Origin of the sequence: Paralimibaculum aggregatum, assembly GCF_030270585.1 — a bacterium.
GTDB lineage: Bacteria > Pseudomonadota > Alphaproteobacteria > Rhodobacterales > Rhodobacteraceae > Thermohalobaculum > Thermohalobaculum aggregatum.
On sequence record NZ_BSYI01000006.1, the window covers coordinates 137580 to 151659 of the forward strand.

The following is a 14080-nucleotide window of genomic DNA, read 5'->3' on the forward strand; positions in this document are numbered from 1 at the left end:
GCCGCGGCTGCGTAACGGATCGCGTTTGCCGCCGCGCTGTGGCGCCGGCGGAACGGCGGGCCGGATGACCCTGCGGCGCGGTTCAGGCGCGGGCGGTGATCAGCCAGAAGCGTGCCGGCAGGCGCACCCAGTCGCCATCGACATGCGGGGCCAGCGCCGCCTCCAGCAGCGGACGGAGCCGGGCCTCGGTGCCCTCCGGCGCCACCGCCAGGCGGCGGGCGAGCACGCCGATCCGGGTCATCAGCGCGATGGCGCGGTCGACCGGGCTGCCCGGCCCGTCGACGCCGATGGCGAAGCGCACCTCGCGCGGCTCATGGGCGATCTCGCGGAAGCCGGCGGCGGCGAGCGCGGCCTGGAACACCGCGGGGTCGGACCAGGCGAACGGCCCGGGCACCCCGGGGGCCGGCGGCGTCGGCTCGAGCAGCGGCGCGGCGGCCTCGATCGGCACCGTCGCCCAGGGGTTGTCGGCCGGGTCGGCGAAGGCCGCCATGGCGATGCGCGCGCCGGGGATCAGCCCGGTGCGGATATTGGCAAAGGCCGCGGCCGGGTCGTCGAAGAACATGCAGCCCATGCGCGAATGCAGCGCGTCGAAGCCGGCCGGCGGGAAGGCGTGGCGCGCCGCATCGGCCTCGACGAAGGCGAGCCCCGGCACGCCGGCATGGCGCTGCCGGGCCAGCGCCAGCAGGTCGGGCGAGATGTCGAGCCCGGTCACCATGCCGCCCGGCGCGACCGCGGCGGCGAGCCCGGCGGAGGTGGTGCCGGCGCCGCAGCCGAGATCGAGCACGCGCTCGCCGGGGTGCGGCTCGAGCCGGGCCGCGAGGATCTCGGCGACCTCGGCAAGCTGGCGGTCGGTCGCCGCGTTGAGCTCGGCCCAGGCGCGCCCGAGGCGGCCTTCCCAGTCGTTCATGTCGGCCATGTCCCGCACCCCTTCGCTTGACGCCGCGCCGCAACACGGGCGAGGCTGGGCGGAACCTATCGAAGGCAGGGTCAGGGGTCCAGCATGGCCAGGGATGGCGCACGGGGCAGGGGCGGCGCGGGTGCGGCGCCCGCAGGATCGGGCGCGGAACGGTGCCGGATCGCGGGCGTCGAGGCCTGGATCTTCGATCTCGACAACACGCTCTACCCGCCCGAGGCCGGGCTGCTCGGCCAGATCGACCGGCTGATGACCGATTTCATCATGCGCTTCCTCAAGGTCTCCGAGGCCGAGGCCGACCGGATGCGCGCGCATTACTGGGAGCGCGACGGCATCACCCTGCACGGGCTGATGGAGGATCACGGCGTCGAGGCGGCGGCCTTCCTCGAGGAGACCCATGCGGTGGATCTCTCCGGCCTCGGGCCCGACCCGGCGCTGACCGCAGCGGTCGCCGGCCTGCCCGGGCGCAAGGTGATCCACACCAACGGCGCCCGGCGCCATGCCGAGCGGGTGCTGGCGGCGCGCGGGCTGGCCGGCGCCTTCGAGCGGATCTTCGCCATCGAGGACAAGAACTACGTGCCGAAGCCGGAGCGGCCGGCCTATCTGCACGTGATCCGCGAGGCCGGCATCGACCCGGCCCGGGCGGCGATGATCGAGGACACGGTGGTCAACCTCGTGGAGCCGAAGCGCCTCGGCATGACCACCGTCTGGCTCGACCACCGCGACGCCGGCGGCGAGCACCCGCATGTCGATGCCCGGATCGGCGACCTCACGCGCTTTCTCGAGGCGCAGGCGGCGGGCTGAGCGCCGGAACCCCGGCGGGCGGGCCCTTCACGCGCCGCACACGGCCCCCTCAACGCTTCGTGAGCCGGCCGCCGGGCCGCCCCTGACCGCGCCATCGCCGGCCATGCGCGACGGCATGGCGGGGCAAGCCGCCATTCCGCGATGAAACGCCCCGCCGGGTCTGATAGGCTCGGTTTCCTCAGGGGAAGGGGCATTGGTTCGGGCGCTGGGCCGGCGACGGCGGGGAGGTTCGTGTGAGCGATACGGAATTCATGAAACGGCTGAAGGAGGACGAGAAATCCGCCTCGGCCACATTGGGAAAGCTGATCACGGCGGCGCTCAACGACAAGGCGACGCAGAAGGAGGCCGCGAAGATCACCGGCTCCTCGCAGCCCTGGCCGGTGCCGCCGGAGAAGAAGATCCTCGCGCTCTACGACAGGGTGATGAAGAAGGCCTGGGGCAAGCAGAAATCGGCCTATGGCATGTTCACCGTCGGCATCGAGGTGGTGGCGCCGAAGGGCAAGACCCCCTTCGCCAGCGTCACCGCGAAATATGACGGCGAGAACCGCGGCGGCAGCTCGCACTGGCTGAAGAAGGGCGAGACGGTGTTCCGGATCGCCGAGCAGGTCTATGGCCACGATGTCTATGCCAACGCGATCTGGAAGGAGAACCCCAAGCTGCTCGGGGTCGACAAGGCCTTCCCCGTGCCGGCGGGCTACGAGATCCGCTGCCCGCGCATCTGGGTGCCGAACTGGATCAACCCGCCGAAGGTGGCGCCGGTCGCCGGCGTGAAGGTGCCGGCCGCCGAGATGCCGCTGCCCAGCTTCACGATCGATGTCGACAAGAGCGTGAGCAAGACGGTGACCCAGCCCTGCGGGCCCTTCATCGTGATCGCCCGGCTCGAGGGCAAGATCGCCGGCGAGGCGACGCGCCCCGGAACCATGGATGCCAGCGTCAATCTCAAGAGCCTAGAGGCCGAGATGACCAGGGATCTCGGCGGGCTCTCGTCGAAGTTCACCCTCGATATCGAGCAGAAGAAGGGCAATATCGGCTTCACGGTGGTCAACACCGAAGTGAACGGCATGAGCTTCAACGTCGATCTCGAGCCGCAGCAGGGCAAGATCAAGGCGGCGCTCGGCAGCCAGGCGGTGAAGGGCAAGATGGGCAAGACCGAATACACCGCCAAGGTCTCGCTCACGCTCGAGATCCAGTTCAAGCCCAACCCGGCCTTCAAGCCCGAGAAGGTGCGCGCGCCGGATCCCGAACCGGATGCGAAATGGGATTTCGGCAAGGCCAGGCGGATGATGAAGTCCGATCCGACCCTGGTGCCGAAGGTCTCGCTGGTCCTGATGATGGCGACCACGATCCTGCTGATGCCGGTGGCCCGCCGGCGCTGAGGCGGCCGGCCGGCGCCGGTGCCCGCGCGGCCGGCCGCCGCGCGGCGCTCAGATCTCCACGCTCTCCATCACGCCGGGGGCATGCACCGGCACCGGCGCCACCAGCCGGGCGAACGCCTCGGCCGACTGCGCGAGCAGCGGGAAGGTCTTGTAGTGGCTCGGGATCACGCCCCGGAACGCGAAGAACCTGCGGCAGGCGAAGGCGGCGCGCTCGGCATCCATGGTGAAATGCCCGCCGATCGGCAGGATCGCATGGGTCGGCGCGTGCAGTTCGGCGATGATCCCCATATCCGCCATCACGTCGGTGTCGCCGGCGATGTAGAGCACAGTCTCTCCCGCGCTCAGCACATAGCCCGCCTCCGCCCCGGCATAGACCGGCTGGCCGCCCGGCCCGGCGACCGAGGAGGAATGCACCGCGTTGACCATGGTGGCCCGGGTGCTGCCGAGGCTCACGGTGCCGCCCTTGTTCATGCCGATGCCCTCGAAGCCCTCGGCGGCGCTCATCCAGCTCACCCAGTCATAGATCCCGACCACGGCGGCGCCGGTGGCCCGGGCGATCTCCGGCACGGTGGAGGCGTGGTCGCCATGGCCGTGCGTCACGAGGACATGGGTGGCGCCGGCGATGGCCTCGTCGAAGCGGGCCTCGTCGAAGGCCGGGTTGCCCCTGAGCCAGGGGTCGAGCAGCAGCACCTCGCTGCCGGTCTCGATGCGGAAGCCGGCATGGCCGAGCCAGGTGATCTTCATCGCGGTCTCCTCTCGTTCGGCGGCCCCGGGGGACGGCAGGGCGGGCGGGGGCCGCGGCCCGGGGCGATCCTAGCGCCTGGCACGCCACAGTCCATGCCCGGCCCCTTGCCGTCCCGCCGCGCCGCCGCTAAACCCCGAGCGATCCGCGCCGCATCCGCTGCCCTGGGAGGCCCGCGCCATGAGCATCGATACCGACACCGCCCGGCGCATTGCCGGGCTCGCCCGCATCCGCGTCGAGGAGGCCGACCTGCCCGGCCTCGCCGGCGAGCTATCGCAGATCCTCGGCTGGGTCGAGCAGCTGCAGGCCGTCGACGTCTCCGGCGTCGAGCCGATGACATCGGTCACCCCGATGGCGCTGCCGATGCGCGAGGACACCGTCACCTCCGGCGACATGCGCGACAAGGTGATGGCCAATGCCCCGGATGCCCGCGAGGGCTTCTTCGCCGTGCCGAAGGTGGTGGAATGAGCGAGCTGGCAACCCTGACCCTGGCCGAGGCGCGCGAGAAGCTCCGCGCCGGCGAGACCACCGCGCGCGCGCTGACCGAGGCCTGCCTCGCGGCGATCGAGGGCGCCGCGGCGCTGAACGCCTTCGTCCGCGTCGATCCCGAGCGCGCGCTCGCCGCCGCCGATGCCGCCGATGCGCGCCGCGCCGCCGGCGAGGACGGTCCGGTGCTGGGCCTGCCGATCGGCATCAAGGATGTCTACTGCACCGAGGGGCTCGGCACGCAGTCCGCCTCGCGCATCCTCGAGGATTTCGTGCCGCCCTACGAGAGCACGGTGACCATGAAGCTCCGAGAGGCCGGCGCGGTGGCCCTCGGCAAGTGCAACATGGACGAGTTCGCCATGGGCAGCACCACCGAGCATTCGGTCTATGGCGCCACGGTCTCGCCCTGGCGGCGGGCGGGCGACACCGCGCCGCTCACCGCGGGCGGCTCCTCCGGCGGCTCGGCCGCGGCGGTGGCGGCGGATCTCTGCCTCGCCGCCCTCGGCAGCGACACCGGCGGCTCGATCCGCCAGCCCGCGGCCTTCACCGGCACGGTGGGCATCAAGCCGACCTATGGCCGCTGCTCGCGCTGGGGCATGGTCGCCTATGCCAGCTCGCTCGACCAGGCCGGCCCGATGACCAAGACCGTGCGCGACGCCGCGATCCTGCTCGGCGCGATCGCCGGGCACGACCCGAAGGACTCGACCTCCGCGCCCCGCGAGGTGCCGGACTTCGAGGCGGCGCTCAAGGGCGACATGCGCGGCAGGCGCATCGGCCTGCCGAAGGAATACGGCGCCGACCTGCCGGACGAGATCGCCGCGCTCTGGGACCGCGGCGCCGAGATGCTGCGCGATGCCGGGGCCGAGGTGGTGGAGATCTCGCTGCCCAACACCCCCCATGCGCTGCCGGCCTACTACATCATCGCCACCGCCGAGGCCTCGTCGAACCTCGCGCGCTATGACGGCGTGCGCTATGGCCGCCGGGCGTCGCTCGGCCAGGGCGACGGCATCGTCGATCTCTACGAGAAGAGCCGCGCCGAGGGCTTCGGCCGCGAGGTTCAGCGCCGGGTGATGATCGGCGCCTATGTGCTCTCGGCCGGCTACTACGACGCCTACTACCTGCGCGCGCAGAAGATCCGCAGCCTCGTGCGCGCGGATTTCGAGGCGGCCTTCGGGCAGGTCGACGCGATCCTGACCCCGGTCACCCCTTCCGCCGCCTTCCCGCTCGGCGAGATGGAGGGCGATCCGGTGAAGATGTACCTGCAGGACGTCTTCTCGGTGACGCTGAACCTCGCCGGCCTGCCGGGCATCTCGGTGCCGGTGGGGCTCTCGGGCGAGGGGCTGCCGCTCGGGCTGCAGCTGATCGGCAGGCCCTGGGGCGAGGCGGAGCTGCTCGACACCGCCTTCGCGCTCGAGCGCGCCGCGGGCTTCGGCCACAAGCCGGAGAGCTGGTGGCGCTGAGGCGCCTCCCTCCCGCGCGCGGTCACGGCATGGCAACACCCGCTCCCGGGCGAACCGGAAGCGGGTGCCTGGTTTCCTCGCGGCGCCGCGGGCGCGGCGCGCGGGTCTCCTGGAAAGGCTCGGTCTTCGGTCTCGGCGTTCGGGGGGCGTCCGCCCTTCCGCGGCCGTCTCTTCCGGGGCTGCTCCGGCCTCAGAAGCCTGCCACGAGCACGGCGATGACGCCGGCAAACGCGGCGAACAGCGCCAGCTCCCGCTCGATTCCGACGATCAGGCCAATCATCAGCGGAACCAGCAGCGCGACCAGCATCAGCTCGCTGGTCGACATGTTCAAACCTTCGATGAATCTAGGCGCGTTCTCGAACTCCATCCACACACTCCGACCGTTGGAATCGGTCACCCATACGCTCACACACCCATGGAGATCGTTTACCATAGGCAAGGACAAATTGTTAGCGATTCGTCACTTTTGCGCCGAGAGTTCATGGCACAACCAAGGCGAGAAATGGCCAATTTCTAGGCAAATTGCGAACAGAATTGCGGCGCTGTATTAGGAACTTGTTGCATCCCCTGCACGGACTTCCGCTTTCAGAGGAGAGACCCATGGCCCTCGAAACCACCCCGATCTGCGATTTCGGCACGCCAGCGCCGGATTTCCGCCTTCCGGCCACCGATGGCGCAACCTATGCGCGAGACGACATCGCCGGGCCGCAAGGTCTGCTGGTGATGTTCATCTGCAATCACTGTCCCTATGTGAAGGCGGTGGCGGACCGGCTGGTGCGCGACGGGCGGGCGCTGCAGGCCCTCGGCATCGGCGTCGCCGCGATCTGCGCCAACGACGCTGCCAGCCACCCCGAGGACAGCTTCGAGAAGATGGCCGAGTTCGCCGCGGCACACTGCTTCCCCTTCCCCTACCTGCACGACGAGAGCCAGGCGGTGGCGCGGGCCTATGGCGCGGTCTGCACGCCGGATTTCTTCGGCTACGACGCCGGGCTAGGGCTGCAATACCGCGGCCGGCTCGACGCCTCCGGCCCGCGCCCGGGCAGCCCGGATCTCCGCCGCGATCTCTTCGAGGCGATGAAGGGCGTCGTCGAGACCGGCCGCGGGCCGGCCGAGCAGATCCCCTCGATGGGCTGCTCGATCAAGTGGAAGGCTGCCTGAGCCGGATCAGCCGCCGCATCGCCCAGGCGCCGGCGGCCGGCCCGATCGCCAGCAGCGCCAGCGCCCCGGGCCAGCCGAGGGCGCCGGCGACCAGCGGCAGGGTCTGCACCGTCGCCGCCGTCAGCAGGAAGCCGAGCGCGGTCTGCAGCGTCATCAGCGAGCCGGCGCGTTCCGGCGGCGCGGCATCGGCCACCAGCGTCGAGTAGAGCGCGCTGTCGGGGATCACCGCGATGCCCCAGGCGATCAGCAGCAGCGCCGCCAGCCAGGGGCTGCCGCCGAAGGCCGCCGCGGTGGCCAGCCCGGCCGCGCAGGACAGCAGGAGGCAGCCGAGCGCGGTGCGCGCCCGCCCCGCCCGGTCGGCCAGCCAGCCCGCCGGGATGCAGGCCAGCCCGCCGAGGGCGATGGCGGCGAAGGCGGTGAGCCGGGCCGGCCAGGCCTCGACGATCCCGGCCTCGGCGAAGGAGAGCTGCGCGATCAGCCCGACCCAGGCCCAGAGCGCGTAGAGCTCCCACATGTGCCCGAGATAGCCGAGGAAGGCGTAGCGGATGCGCGGCTCGGTCCAGGCCAGCCGGATCGCGCCGGGATCGAGCCGGGCGGCGCGCGCGTGATGCGGGCCGAGCCCGATCAGCAGCGCCAGCACGCCGCCCAGCGCCGCGAAGCCCGAGCAGGCCGCGATCACCGCGCGCCAGTCGGTGCCGCCGGCCTCCGCGCTCCCGAGCGCGATCAGATGCGGCGAGGCCGAGCCGAGCGTCAGCGCGCAGACCAGCAGGCTCACCAGCAGCGCCCGGTCGCGCTGGCCCCAGCCGACGGCGATCTTCATCCCCACCGGATAGACCCCGGCCAGCGCCGCGCCGGTGACCGCCCGCAGCAGGATCGCCGTCCAGCCGCCGAGCGGTGCCCAGAGCAGCGCGAGATTGGCCGCCGCCGCCACCATCGCCGAGAGGAAGAACACCGCGCGCGGGTCGTAGCGGTCGGCCAGCCCCAGCACCGCGAAGCCGAGCGCGCCGCCGGCGAAGCCGAGCTGCACCGCGGTGGCGAGCCAGGCCAGCCGCGAGGCCGGCAGCCCGGCCTCCGCCCCCATCTCGGGCAGCACCGCGGCAGAGGAGAACCAGAGGCCCATGGCCAGGATCTCCGCGAGGATCAGGAGCCCCACGGCCCGGCGCTTGGTCATCTCGTCCCACCCTGCAGCGCCGCGCGATTGACCGTTGCGGCGGCGGCAGTTTAACTCGGGGGAAAGAAGCCGGAAAGCGCAAGGGGGATGCCGCCGGATGACGAGCGATCACCGTTCCGTGGTGCGCCGCAGCGCGCCGCCCGAAAGCGCCACCCGGCCGCTCGGCACGCCGCTCTCGCCCGCCGTGGCCTATTGGGCGCCGGATGCCGATGCGCTGGACGCGATCTACGAGGGCGGCGCCGCCGGCTTCACCTATGGCCGCGAGGGCCATCCCAACTGGCAGGTGCTGGCGGAGAAGCTCGACTGGATGGAGGGCGCCGCCGGCGGCGTGCTGATGGGCTCCGGCATGGCGGCGGTGGGCGCGGTCTTCCTCGCCGTGCTGAAGGCGGGCGACCATGTGGTGGCGGGGGACCAGCTCTATGGCCGTTCGCTGCGGCTGCTCAACGAGGAGCTGCCCCGCATGGGGGTCTCGGTGAGCCTGGTGGATGCCACCGACGGCGCCGCCTTTGCCGCGGCGATCCGGCCCGAGACGCGGCTGGCGCTGGTCGAGGTGGTGGCGAACCCGACGCTGCGGGTGGCCGACATGCCAGCGATCCTCGCCGCCTGCCGGGCGCGCGGCGTGGCGCTGGCGGTGGACAACACCTTCACCACGCCGCGGCTCTACCGGCCGCTGGCCGAGGGGGCGGACTATGTCATTCACTCGGTCACCAAGCTGCTCGCCGGCCATGCCGACGTCACCCTCGGCTATGTCGGCGCGCGCGCGCCGGAGGCGGCCCGGCGGGTCTACGACATCAGCGCGAGCTGGGGCCTGACGCCGGCGCCCTTCGACTGCTGGCTGGCCGAGCGCGGGCTGCACACCTTCGACCTGCGCTTCGAGCGGGCGCAGGCCAATGCCGCGGCGCTGGCCGACCGGCTGGCCGCGCTGCCCGGCGTCGAGGCGGTGCTCTATCCCGCCCGGCCGGACCATCCGGACCACAACCGCGCCCGCGCGATCTGCGGCGACGAGGGCGGCTACATGGTGAGCTTCCGGCTGCGCGGCGGGCGCGCTGTGGCCAACCGCTTCCTGCGTGCCGCCGAGCACCTGCCCTTCGCCCCCACCCTCGGCGATGTCGCCACCACGCTCTCGCACCCGGCCTCCTCCTCGCATCGCGGCATGAGCCCGGCGGCGCGCGAGGCGATCGGCATCACCGAGGGCTTCATCCGGGTCTCGGTCGGCATCGAGGACCCGGGCCTGATCCTGCCCGAGTTCGAGGCGGCGGTGGCGGCCGCCGGCGCGGCGGCCCCCGACCCGGCCCCCGCTCCGGCCCCTGCAGGCGGGATGGCGGCGCCATGAACGAAGCCGCCGAGCGCCTCCGGCCGGACTGGCCCGCGCTCGCCGCGCGCATCGCCGCGCTCACCGAGAACGAGCATGACGAGATCGCCTGCATGGCGACCGTGGCCTGCGAGCTGTTCCACGGGGTGGAGGGGTTCGACTGGGTCGGCTTCTACCGCGTCACCGAGCCGGAGCTGCTGCGCATCGGCCCCTATCAGGGCGGCCATGGCTGCCTCGTGATCCCGTTCGAGCGGGGCGTCTGCGGCGCCGCCGCGCGCGAGGGGCAGACCCTGATCGTGCCGGATGTCGAGGCCTTTCCCGGCCATATCGCCTGTGCCGCCTCGACCCGCTCGGAGATCGTCGTGCCGGTGCGCGACCACGAGGGCCGGCTGATCGGCGTGCTCGACATCGACAGCGACCTGCCCGACCGGTTCGACGCCGCGGATGCCGCGGCGCTGGAGACGATGGTGTCGGATGTCTTCGCCCGCCCGCCGCCCGCCGAGCCGGAGCGCGAGGGGCTGCGCCGGGTGATCTTCGAGGACGACGTCTTCTACGGGCCGGTCCTGCTCGGCCTGCATCTCGCGCTGGCGCTGCTGTCCTGGCCGGTCGAGAGCGTGATCGAGGCGCCGGGGGCGAGCGTGCCCGAGCTGATCGCCTGCACCGTGCAGGCGGTGACGATGATGATCCCGGTCTTCCTGATCATCCGCGCCTATTTCCACGGCAAGGTCGATCCGCTGCCGACCGTGCTCTTCATGCTCGGCCATGCCGGGCTGATGATTGTCGGCTATGCCGGGATCTACAGCATGCTGGAATACGGCCCCGGCGGCGGGCTGGTCGAGGGCGCCGACAACCTGACCAGCTGCGTGCCGGGGGGGATGACGGATTTCTACTTCTCCGCCATCACCTTCTCGACGGTCGGCTATGGCGACTGCGTGCCCTACGGCCCGGCCCGGGTCTTCGCCATGCTGCAGGGGCTGCTGTCGTATTTCTTCGTCGGCATCACGCTGGGGCTGATGACCTCGGTCGCCCCGACCGAACGCCAGCCGAAGGAGGACTGAGGCCCGCCCGGGGCCGGGGCGGGGGGCACCCGGATGCCCGCCCGGAAAGACGCGCCGGCGGTGCGTTTTCCCGCTCCGGCCGGCTCGCACCCCGTGCCGCGCTCCGCCCCGTGCCGCGCTCCGCCCCGTGCCGCGCTCCGGCCGGGCTCGGCGCGGAACGGCTCAGGCCAGCTCGTCGTAGCGGGCGATGCGGCGCGGCGCGGCGCGGGCCTCGCGGCACCAGCGGGCCACCGCCTCCTGCTCCATCAGCATCTGCGCATAGCCGCGCGTGCGGTCGTCGGTCAGCGCATAGGAGACCAGCCGGGAGGCCACCGGGGCGTAGAACACGTCGGCGGCGCTGAACGCCGGCCCCGCGAGCCAGGGGCCGCCGCCCTCGCGCATCGCCCAGTCCCAGAGATCGCCGAGCCGCTCGAGATCGCGCGCCAGCCCCTCCGGCGGCGCGGCCAGCGGGCGCATGTGCCGGTGCAGGTTCATCGGGCAGGCGCCGCGCAGCGCCGAGAGCCCGGAATGCATCTCCGCCGCCAGCACCCGCGCCTGCATCCGCAGCGCCCAGTCGCGCGGCCAGTGGCCGGCCGCCGGGTGCCGCTCGGCCAGGGTCTCGGCGATCGCCAAGCTGTCCCAGAGCCGGTGCGCCCGGCCGCCCTCGCGCCAGGCGATCTGCGGCACCTGCCGGGCCGGGGCATGGGCCGCCTGCATCGCGTCGAAGGCGGGGGTGTACATCTCCACCACCTCCTCCTCGAACTTGATCCCGAAGCCCGCGAGCAGCAGCCAGCCGCGCATCGACCAGCTGGAATAGGCCTTGTCGCCGATGGTGAGGGTATACATGCCTGCCTCCTGAAAACCCCTGTTGCGCGCCATCCTCCCGGCGCCGCGCCGCCACGTCAAATCGCGCTTCGTGCGGTCGGACCCGCGGGCGGCTGATGGATCGGGCAGACGGGCTGCATTTCGCATTCCGCGAATCGTCCGGATTTGCTAGCCTGCCCCCGGGACATCACAGAGCCGCGGCGTTGGGGGGCTCACCGACACGAGGCCGAGACCCATGCTCGAGTTCCTGCGCGATCAGGCCCTGCGCCCGATCTTCCTCATGGCGTTCATCGCCGTCGTCACCATGGTGGGAGACTATTTCCTCAAGCTCGCCTCGCTGCGGGCGGAGCCCGTCGCCAACCTGCCCTTTGCCATCGGCGCCGGCTGCTATGCGCTCACCGCGCTCGGCTTCGCCTTGGCGCTGCAGGGGGCGAGCATGGCCGCCGTCGGCGTCTGGTACGCGCTGCTGACGGTGCTGTTCATGACCGGCATGGGGGTCTTCGTGTTCGGCGAGAACCTGCGCCCGCGCGAGATGCTCGGCGTCGCCATGGCGGTGGGCTCGATCCTGCTGCTGGCCCGCTTCGCCGACTGAGGGCGCCCCGCCGGGCGCCCCCCGCGCGGTCAGCCGATCACCTGCGCCGGCAGCCAGAGCACGATGCCGGGGAAGGCGATCAGCACCGCCACCGTCGCCGCATCGGCCAGGAAGAAGGGCGAGGCGCCGCGGAACACGTCCTGCACCGAGATGCCGTGCCGCTCGCCCGCGACGCCGGCGACGACGTAGCAGTTGAGCCCGATCGGCGGGGTTATCAGGCAGAGCTCGGCCATCTTCACCACGATGATGCCGAACCAGATGCCGCACTGGTCCGCGGTCATGCCGAGCGCCGAGGCCTCGGCGGTGACATTGGGCCCGCCATTCAGCGCGATCACCGCCGGGAAGGTGATCGGCAGGGTCAGGATCAGCATGCCGATGGCGTCCATGAACATCCCCAGCACCACATAGGCGCCGAGGATCATCAGCAGCGTCATCATCGGCGACTGTTCGAGCCCCGAGATCCAGGTGGCGAAGGCGCCCGGCAGGTCGGCATAGCCGAGATAGCGCACATAGATCAGCACGCCCCAGATCATCGTGAAGATCATCGCGGTGAGCTTGGCGCTCTCGATCAGCGCGGAGCCGAGCTGCCTCGCCCGCATGCCGCGGGAGATCGCCATCACCAGCACCACGAAGGCGCCGAGCGCGCCGGCCTCGGTGGGGGTGCCCCAGCCGCCATAGATGCAGAAGATGATGATGAACACGACGAACAGGATCGGCAGTGCGCCGGGCAGGCTCTCGAAGCGCTCGGCCCAGGTGAAGCCGGTGACCGGCGGCCCGAGCTTGGGGCGCATCCGCGCCAGCCCGATCACCAGCCCGCCATAGATCAGCGCCGAGACCAGCCCGGGCAGGAAGCCCGCCATCAGCAGCTGGCCGACCGAGCTCTCGGTGATGATCGCGTAGATCACCAGGATCGCCGAGGGCGGGATCAGCGAGGCCAGCGTGCCGCCGGCCGCCACCACGCCCGCCGCGAAGCGCTTGTCGTAGCCGAGCTTCAGCATCTCCGGGATCGCGATGCGGGCGAACACCGCCGAGGTCGCCACCGAGGCGCCGGAGACCGCCGCGAAGCCCGCGGTGGCGAACACCGTGGAGACCCCGAGCCCCCCCGGCAGCCAGCCGACCCAGCGCTTGGCGGCCTCGAACAGCGCCTTGGTGAGCCCGGCGTAATAGGCCAGATAGCCGATCAGGATGAAGGTCGGGATCAGGCTCAGCACATGGGTCGACATCTTCGAGTGCGGCACCTGCCCGGCGATCTTCAGCGCCGTGGTGAAGCCGCGCTCCATGCCCTGTCCGCGCTCGAAGGCGAACAGCAGGAAGAGCCCGAGAAAGCCGATCAGCGCGGTGGCGAAAGCCACCCGCATGCCCACCAGCACGAGGAGGATCAGCACCCCCGCGAGCACGAGCGAGGTATCCAAGGTGGTCATGCCTGCGATCCCCCGGGGCGGCCGCCATTTCCGTTTCCGTCGCCGTTTCCGGCTTCCAGCTCGGCATCGACATCCGCGCCCGAGACCGACTCCGCCTCATGCGCGGCCTGCTCCGCCGCGGTCTCGATCAGCGGCACCGCCACCGGCCGCTCGGCATTGCTCAGGAAGGCCCGCCAGTAGGCCCAGATCTGCAGGCAGAGGCGCAGCGCCAGCAGCCCCAGCATCACCGGCACCAGCAGCTTCACCGGCCAGACCGGCAGGTTGATGTCGATCGTGCTGTCGCGCGACCAGAGCGGCGCGGCGAAGTCGAAGCTGCGCTCGAAATGCAGCCAGCTGCCCTGGATCAGCACGAGGCAGAGCGCCAGCATCAGCAGGCAGCTCACCATCTCGAAGAGCCAGAGCGCGCGGCCCTTGAGCTGGCCGACGAGGATGTCCATGCGGATATGCCCGCCGAGGCGCTGGCAGCCGGCGATGCCGAGAAAGGCGATCACCGGCACCGCCGTCACCATCCAGTCGACGAAGCCCGGCACCGGGCCGAGGAAGGCGGCGATGCCGTCCCAGCCCCAGTCGAGCGCCTTCTCCTTGCCCTTGCGGCCGAGGATGTTGACCACCGAGACCAGCATGACCGCGAGGATCAGGATGCCGGAGCCGAGGGTGAGCGCCTGTTCGAGCCGGTAGAGTGCCCGGTCGGCGCGGCTCGCCGGGCTGGCATCTTCGAGGACGGACTGGCCGGACATGGGGCGCGTCTCCTCGGGCGCCGCGGCGGAAAGGCGCGGCGCCCGG

15 protein-coding genes and 1 pseudogene are annotated in these 14080 nt (G+C 71.7%); 9 read left to right on the top strand and 7 right to left on the bottom strand.

The window, feature by feature from the left end; all coding sequences use genetic code 11:
- Nucleotides 1-82 precede the first annotated feature (82 nt).
- Nucleotides 83-916: a class I SAM-dependent methyltransferase gene (locus tag QSJ97_RS05475; protein WP_285670634.1), complete on the bottom strand. Its 834-nt coding sequence runs from the start codon at nt 914-916 to the stop codon at nt 83-85.
- 84 nt (nt 917-1000) lie between these two features.
- Here QSJ97_RS05475 and QSJ97_RS05480 point away from each other — a divergent pair, with 84 nt between their 5' ends.
- Both QSJ97_RS05480 and QSJ97_RS05485 read left to right on the top strand, forming a co-directional pair.
- Nucleotides 1001-1717 (top strand): pyrimidine 5'-nucleotidase, encoded by a 717-nt coding sequence (locus QSJ97_RS05480; RefSeq protein ID WP_285670635.1) that lies wholly within the window; start codon nt 1001-1003, stop codon nt 1715-1717.
- A 233-nt stretch (nt 1718-1950) separates the two neighbouring features.
- Nucleotides 1951-3093, top strand: coding sequence for a hypothetical protein (locus QSJ97_RS05485; protein WP_285670636.1), 1143 nt, complete (start codon nt 1951-1953; stop codon nt 3091-3093).
- 48 nt (nt 3094-3141) lie between these two features.
- On the opposite strand, the gene QSJ97_RS05490 is transcribed toward QSJ97_RS05485, so the two are convergent.
- Nucleotides 3142-3837, bottom strand: a complete 696-nt coding sequence (locus QSJ97_RS05490) for a metal-dependent hydrolase (RefSeq protein ID WP_285670637.1) — start codon at nt 3835-3837, stop codon at nt 3142-3144.
- Between the two features lie 178 nt (nt 3838-4015).
- On the opposite strand from QSJ97_RS05490, the gene gatC reads away from it, so the two are divergent.
- Nucleotides 4016-4303, top strand: coding sequence for an Asp-tRNA(Asn)/Glu-tRNA(Gln) amidotransferase subunit GatC (gatC, locus tag QSJ97_RS05495; protein ID WP_285670638.1), 288 nt, complete (start codon nt 4016-4018; stop codon nt 4301-4303).
- Complete coding sequence (gene gatA, locus QSJ97_RS05500; RefSeq protein ID WP_285670639.1) at nt 4300-5781, top strand: Asp-tRNA(Asn)/Glu-tRNA(Gln) amidotransferase subunit GatA; 1482 nt, start codon at nt 4300-4302, stop codon at nt 5779-5781. The genes gatC and gatA overlap by 4 nt, the downstream gene beginning before the upstream one ends.
- A gap of 190 nt (nt 5782-5971) precedes the next feature.
- Here gatA and QSJ97_RS05505 read toward each other — a convergent pair whose 3' ends face one another.
- Nucleotides 5972-6148, bottom strand: a complete 177-nt coding sequence (locus QSJ97_RS05505; RefSeq protein WP_285670640.1) for a hypothetical protein — start codon at nt 6146-6148, stop codon at nt 5972-5974.
- Between the two features lie 233 nt (nt 6149-6381).
- Here QSJ97_RS05505 and QSJ97_RS05510 point away from each other — a divergent pair, with 233 nt between their 5' ends.
- Nucleotides 6382-6939, top strand: a complete 558-nt coding sequence (locus QSJ97_RS05510) for a thioredoxin family protein (RefSeq protein WP_285670641.1) — start codon at nt 6382-6384, stop codon at nt 6937-6939.
- On the opposite strand, the gene QSJ97_RS05515 is transcribed toward QSJ97_RS05510, so the two are convergent.
- The gene (locus QSJ97_RS05515) at nt 6920-8110 is read right to left on the bottom strand and encodes an MFS transporter (RefSeq protein WP_285670642.1); all 1191 of its coding nucleotides are present in this window, start codon (nt 8108-8110) and stop codon (nt 6920-6922) included. The two genes, QSJ97_RS05510 and QSJ97_RS05515, sit on opposite strands and share 20 nt — an antisense overlap.
- A 97-nt stretch (nt 8111-8207) precedes the next feature.
- Between QSJ97_RS05515 and QSJ97_RS05520 the strand changes: the two genes are divergently transcribed.
- The 3 genes and pseudogenes from QSJ97_RS05520 to QSJ97_RS05530 all read left to right on the top strand — a co-directional run bounded on the left by QSJ97_RS05520 (nt 8208) and on the right by QSJ97_RS05530 (nt 10480).
- Nucleotides 8208-9443: a trans-sulfuration enzyme family protein gene (locus QSJ97_RS05520; RefSeq protein ID WP_285670643.1), complete on the top strand. Its 1236-nt coding sequence runs from the start codon at nt 8208-8210 to the stop codon at nt 9441-9443.
- Nucleotides 9440-9910 (top strand): annotated as a pseudogene (locus QSJ97_RS05525) (GAF domain-containing protein); the annotation flags it as partial. The gene QSJ97_RS05520 and the pseudogene QSJ97_RS05525, both read left to right, overlap by 4 nt.
- Before the next feature lie 387 nt (nt 9911-10297).
- Nucleotides 10298-10480: an ion channel gene (locus QSJ97_RS05530; protein ID WP_285670673.1), complete on the top strand. Its 183-nt coding sequence runs from the start codon at nt 10298-10300 to the stop codon at nt 10478-10480.
- Between the two features lie 162 nt (nt 10481-10642).
- Here QSJ97_RS05530 and QSJ97_RS05535 read toward each other — a convergent pair whose 3' ends face one another.
- Complete coding sequence (locus tag QSJ97_RS05535; RefSeq protein WP_285670645.1) at nt 10643-11305, bottom strand: glutathione S-transferase N-terminal domain-containing protein; 663 nt, start codon at nt 11303-11305, stop codon at nt 10643-10645.
- A gap of 214 nt (nt 11306-11519) precedes the next feature.
- On the opposite strand from QSJ97_RS05535, the gene QSJ97_RS05540 reads away from it, so the two are divergent.
- The gene (locus QSJ97_RS05540) at nt 11520-11876 is read left to right on the top strand and encodes a hypothetical protein (RefSeq protein WP_285670646.1); all 357 of its coding nucleotides are present in this window, start codon (nt 11520-11522) and stop codon (nt 11874-11876) included.
- Nucleotides 11877-11905: 29 nt separating this feature from the next.
- Here QSJ97_RS05540 and QSJ97_RS05545 read toward each other — a convergent pair whose 3' ends face one another.
- Complete coding sequence (locus QSJ97_RS05545; RefSeq protein WP_285670647.1) at nt 11906-13297, bottom strand: TRAP transporter large permease; 1392 nt, start codon at nt 13295-13297, stop codon at nt 11906-11908.
- Nucleotides 13294-14034: a TRAP transporter small permease subunit gene (locus QSJ97_RS05550; RefSeq protein ID WP_285670648.1), complete on the bottom strand. Its 741-nt coding sequence runs from the start codon at nt 14032-14034 to the stop codon at nt 13294-13296. The genes QSJ97_RS05545 and QSJ97_RS05550 overlap by 4 nt, the downstream gene beginning before the upstream one ends.
- Nucleotides 14035-14080 lie beyond the last annotated feature (46 nt).

Coding starts and splice junctions, on each gene's coding strand:
- QSJ97_RS05535 (WP_285670645.1), bottom strand. CDS start 11,305: ATGTATACCCTCACCATCGGCGACAAGGCCTATTCCAGCTGGTCGATG.
- QSJ97_RS05490 (WP_285670637.1), bottom strand. CDS start 3,837: ATGAAGATCACCTGGCTCGGCCATGCCGGCTTCCGCATCGAGACCGGC.
- QSJ97_RS05550 (WP_285670648.1), bottom strand. CDS start 14,034: ATGTCCGGCCAGTCCGTCCTCGAAGATGCCAGCCCGGCGAGCCGCGCC.
- gatA (WP_285670639.1), top strand. CDS start 4,300: ATGAGCGAGCTGGCAACCCTGACCCTGGCCGAGGCGCGCGAGAAGCTC.
- QSJ97_RS05540 (WP_285670646.1), top strand. CDS start 11,520: ATGCTCGAGTTCCTGCGCGATCAGGCCCTGCGCCCGATCTTCCTCATG.
- QSJ97_RS05510 (WP_285670641.1), top strand. CDS start 6,382: ATGGCCCTCGAAACCACCCCGATCTGCGATTTCGGCACGCCAGCGCCG.
- QSJ97_RS05505 (WP_285670640.1), bottom strand. CDS start 6,148: ATGGAGTTCGAGAACGCGCCTAGATTCATCGAAGGTTTGAACATGTCG.
- QSJ97_RS05520 (WP_285670643.1), top strand. CDS start 8,208: ATGACGAGCGATCACCGTTCCGTGGTGCGCCGCAGCGCGCCGCCCGAA.
- QSJ97_RS05545 (WP_285670647.1), bottom strand. CDS start 13,297: ATGACCACCTTGGATACCTCGCTCGTGCTCGCGGGGGTGCTGATCCTC.
- QSJ97_RS05515 (WP_285670642.1), bottom strand. CDS start 8,110: ATGACCAAGCGCCGGGCCGTGGGGCTCCTGATCCTCGCGGAGATCCTG.
- QSJ97_RS05480 (WP_285670635.1), top strand. CDS start 1,001: ATGGCCAGGGATGGCGCACGGGGCAGGGGCGGCGCGGGTGCGGCGCCC.
- gatC (WP_285670638.1), top strand. CDS start 4,016: ATGAGCATCGATACCGACACCGCCCGGCGCATTGCCGGGCTCGCCCGC.
- QSJ97_RS05530 (WP_285670673.1), top strand. CDS start 10,298: ATGACGGATTTCTACTTCTCCGCCATCACCTTCTCGACGGTCGGCTAT.
- QSJ97_RS05475 (WP_285670634.1), bottom strand. CDS start 916: ATGGCCGACATGAACGACTGGGAAGGCCGCCTCGGGCGCGCCTGGGCC.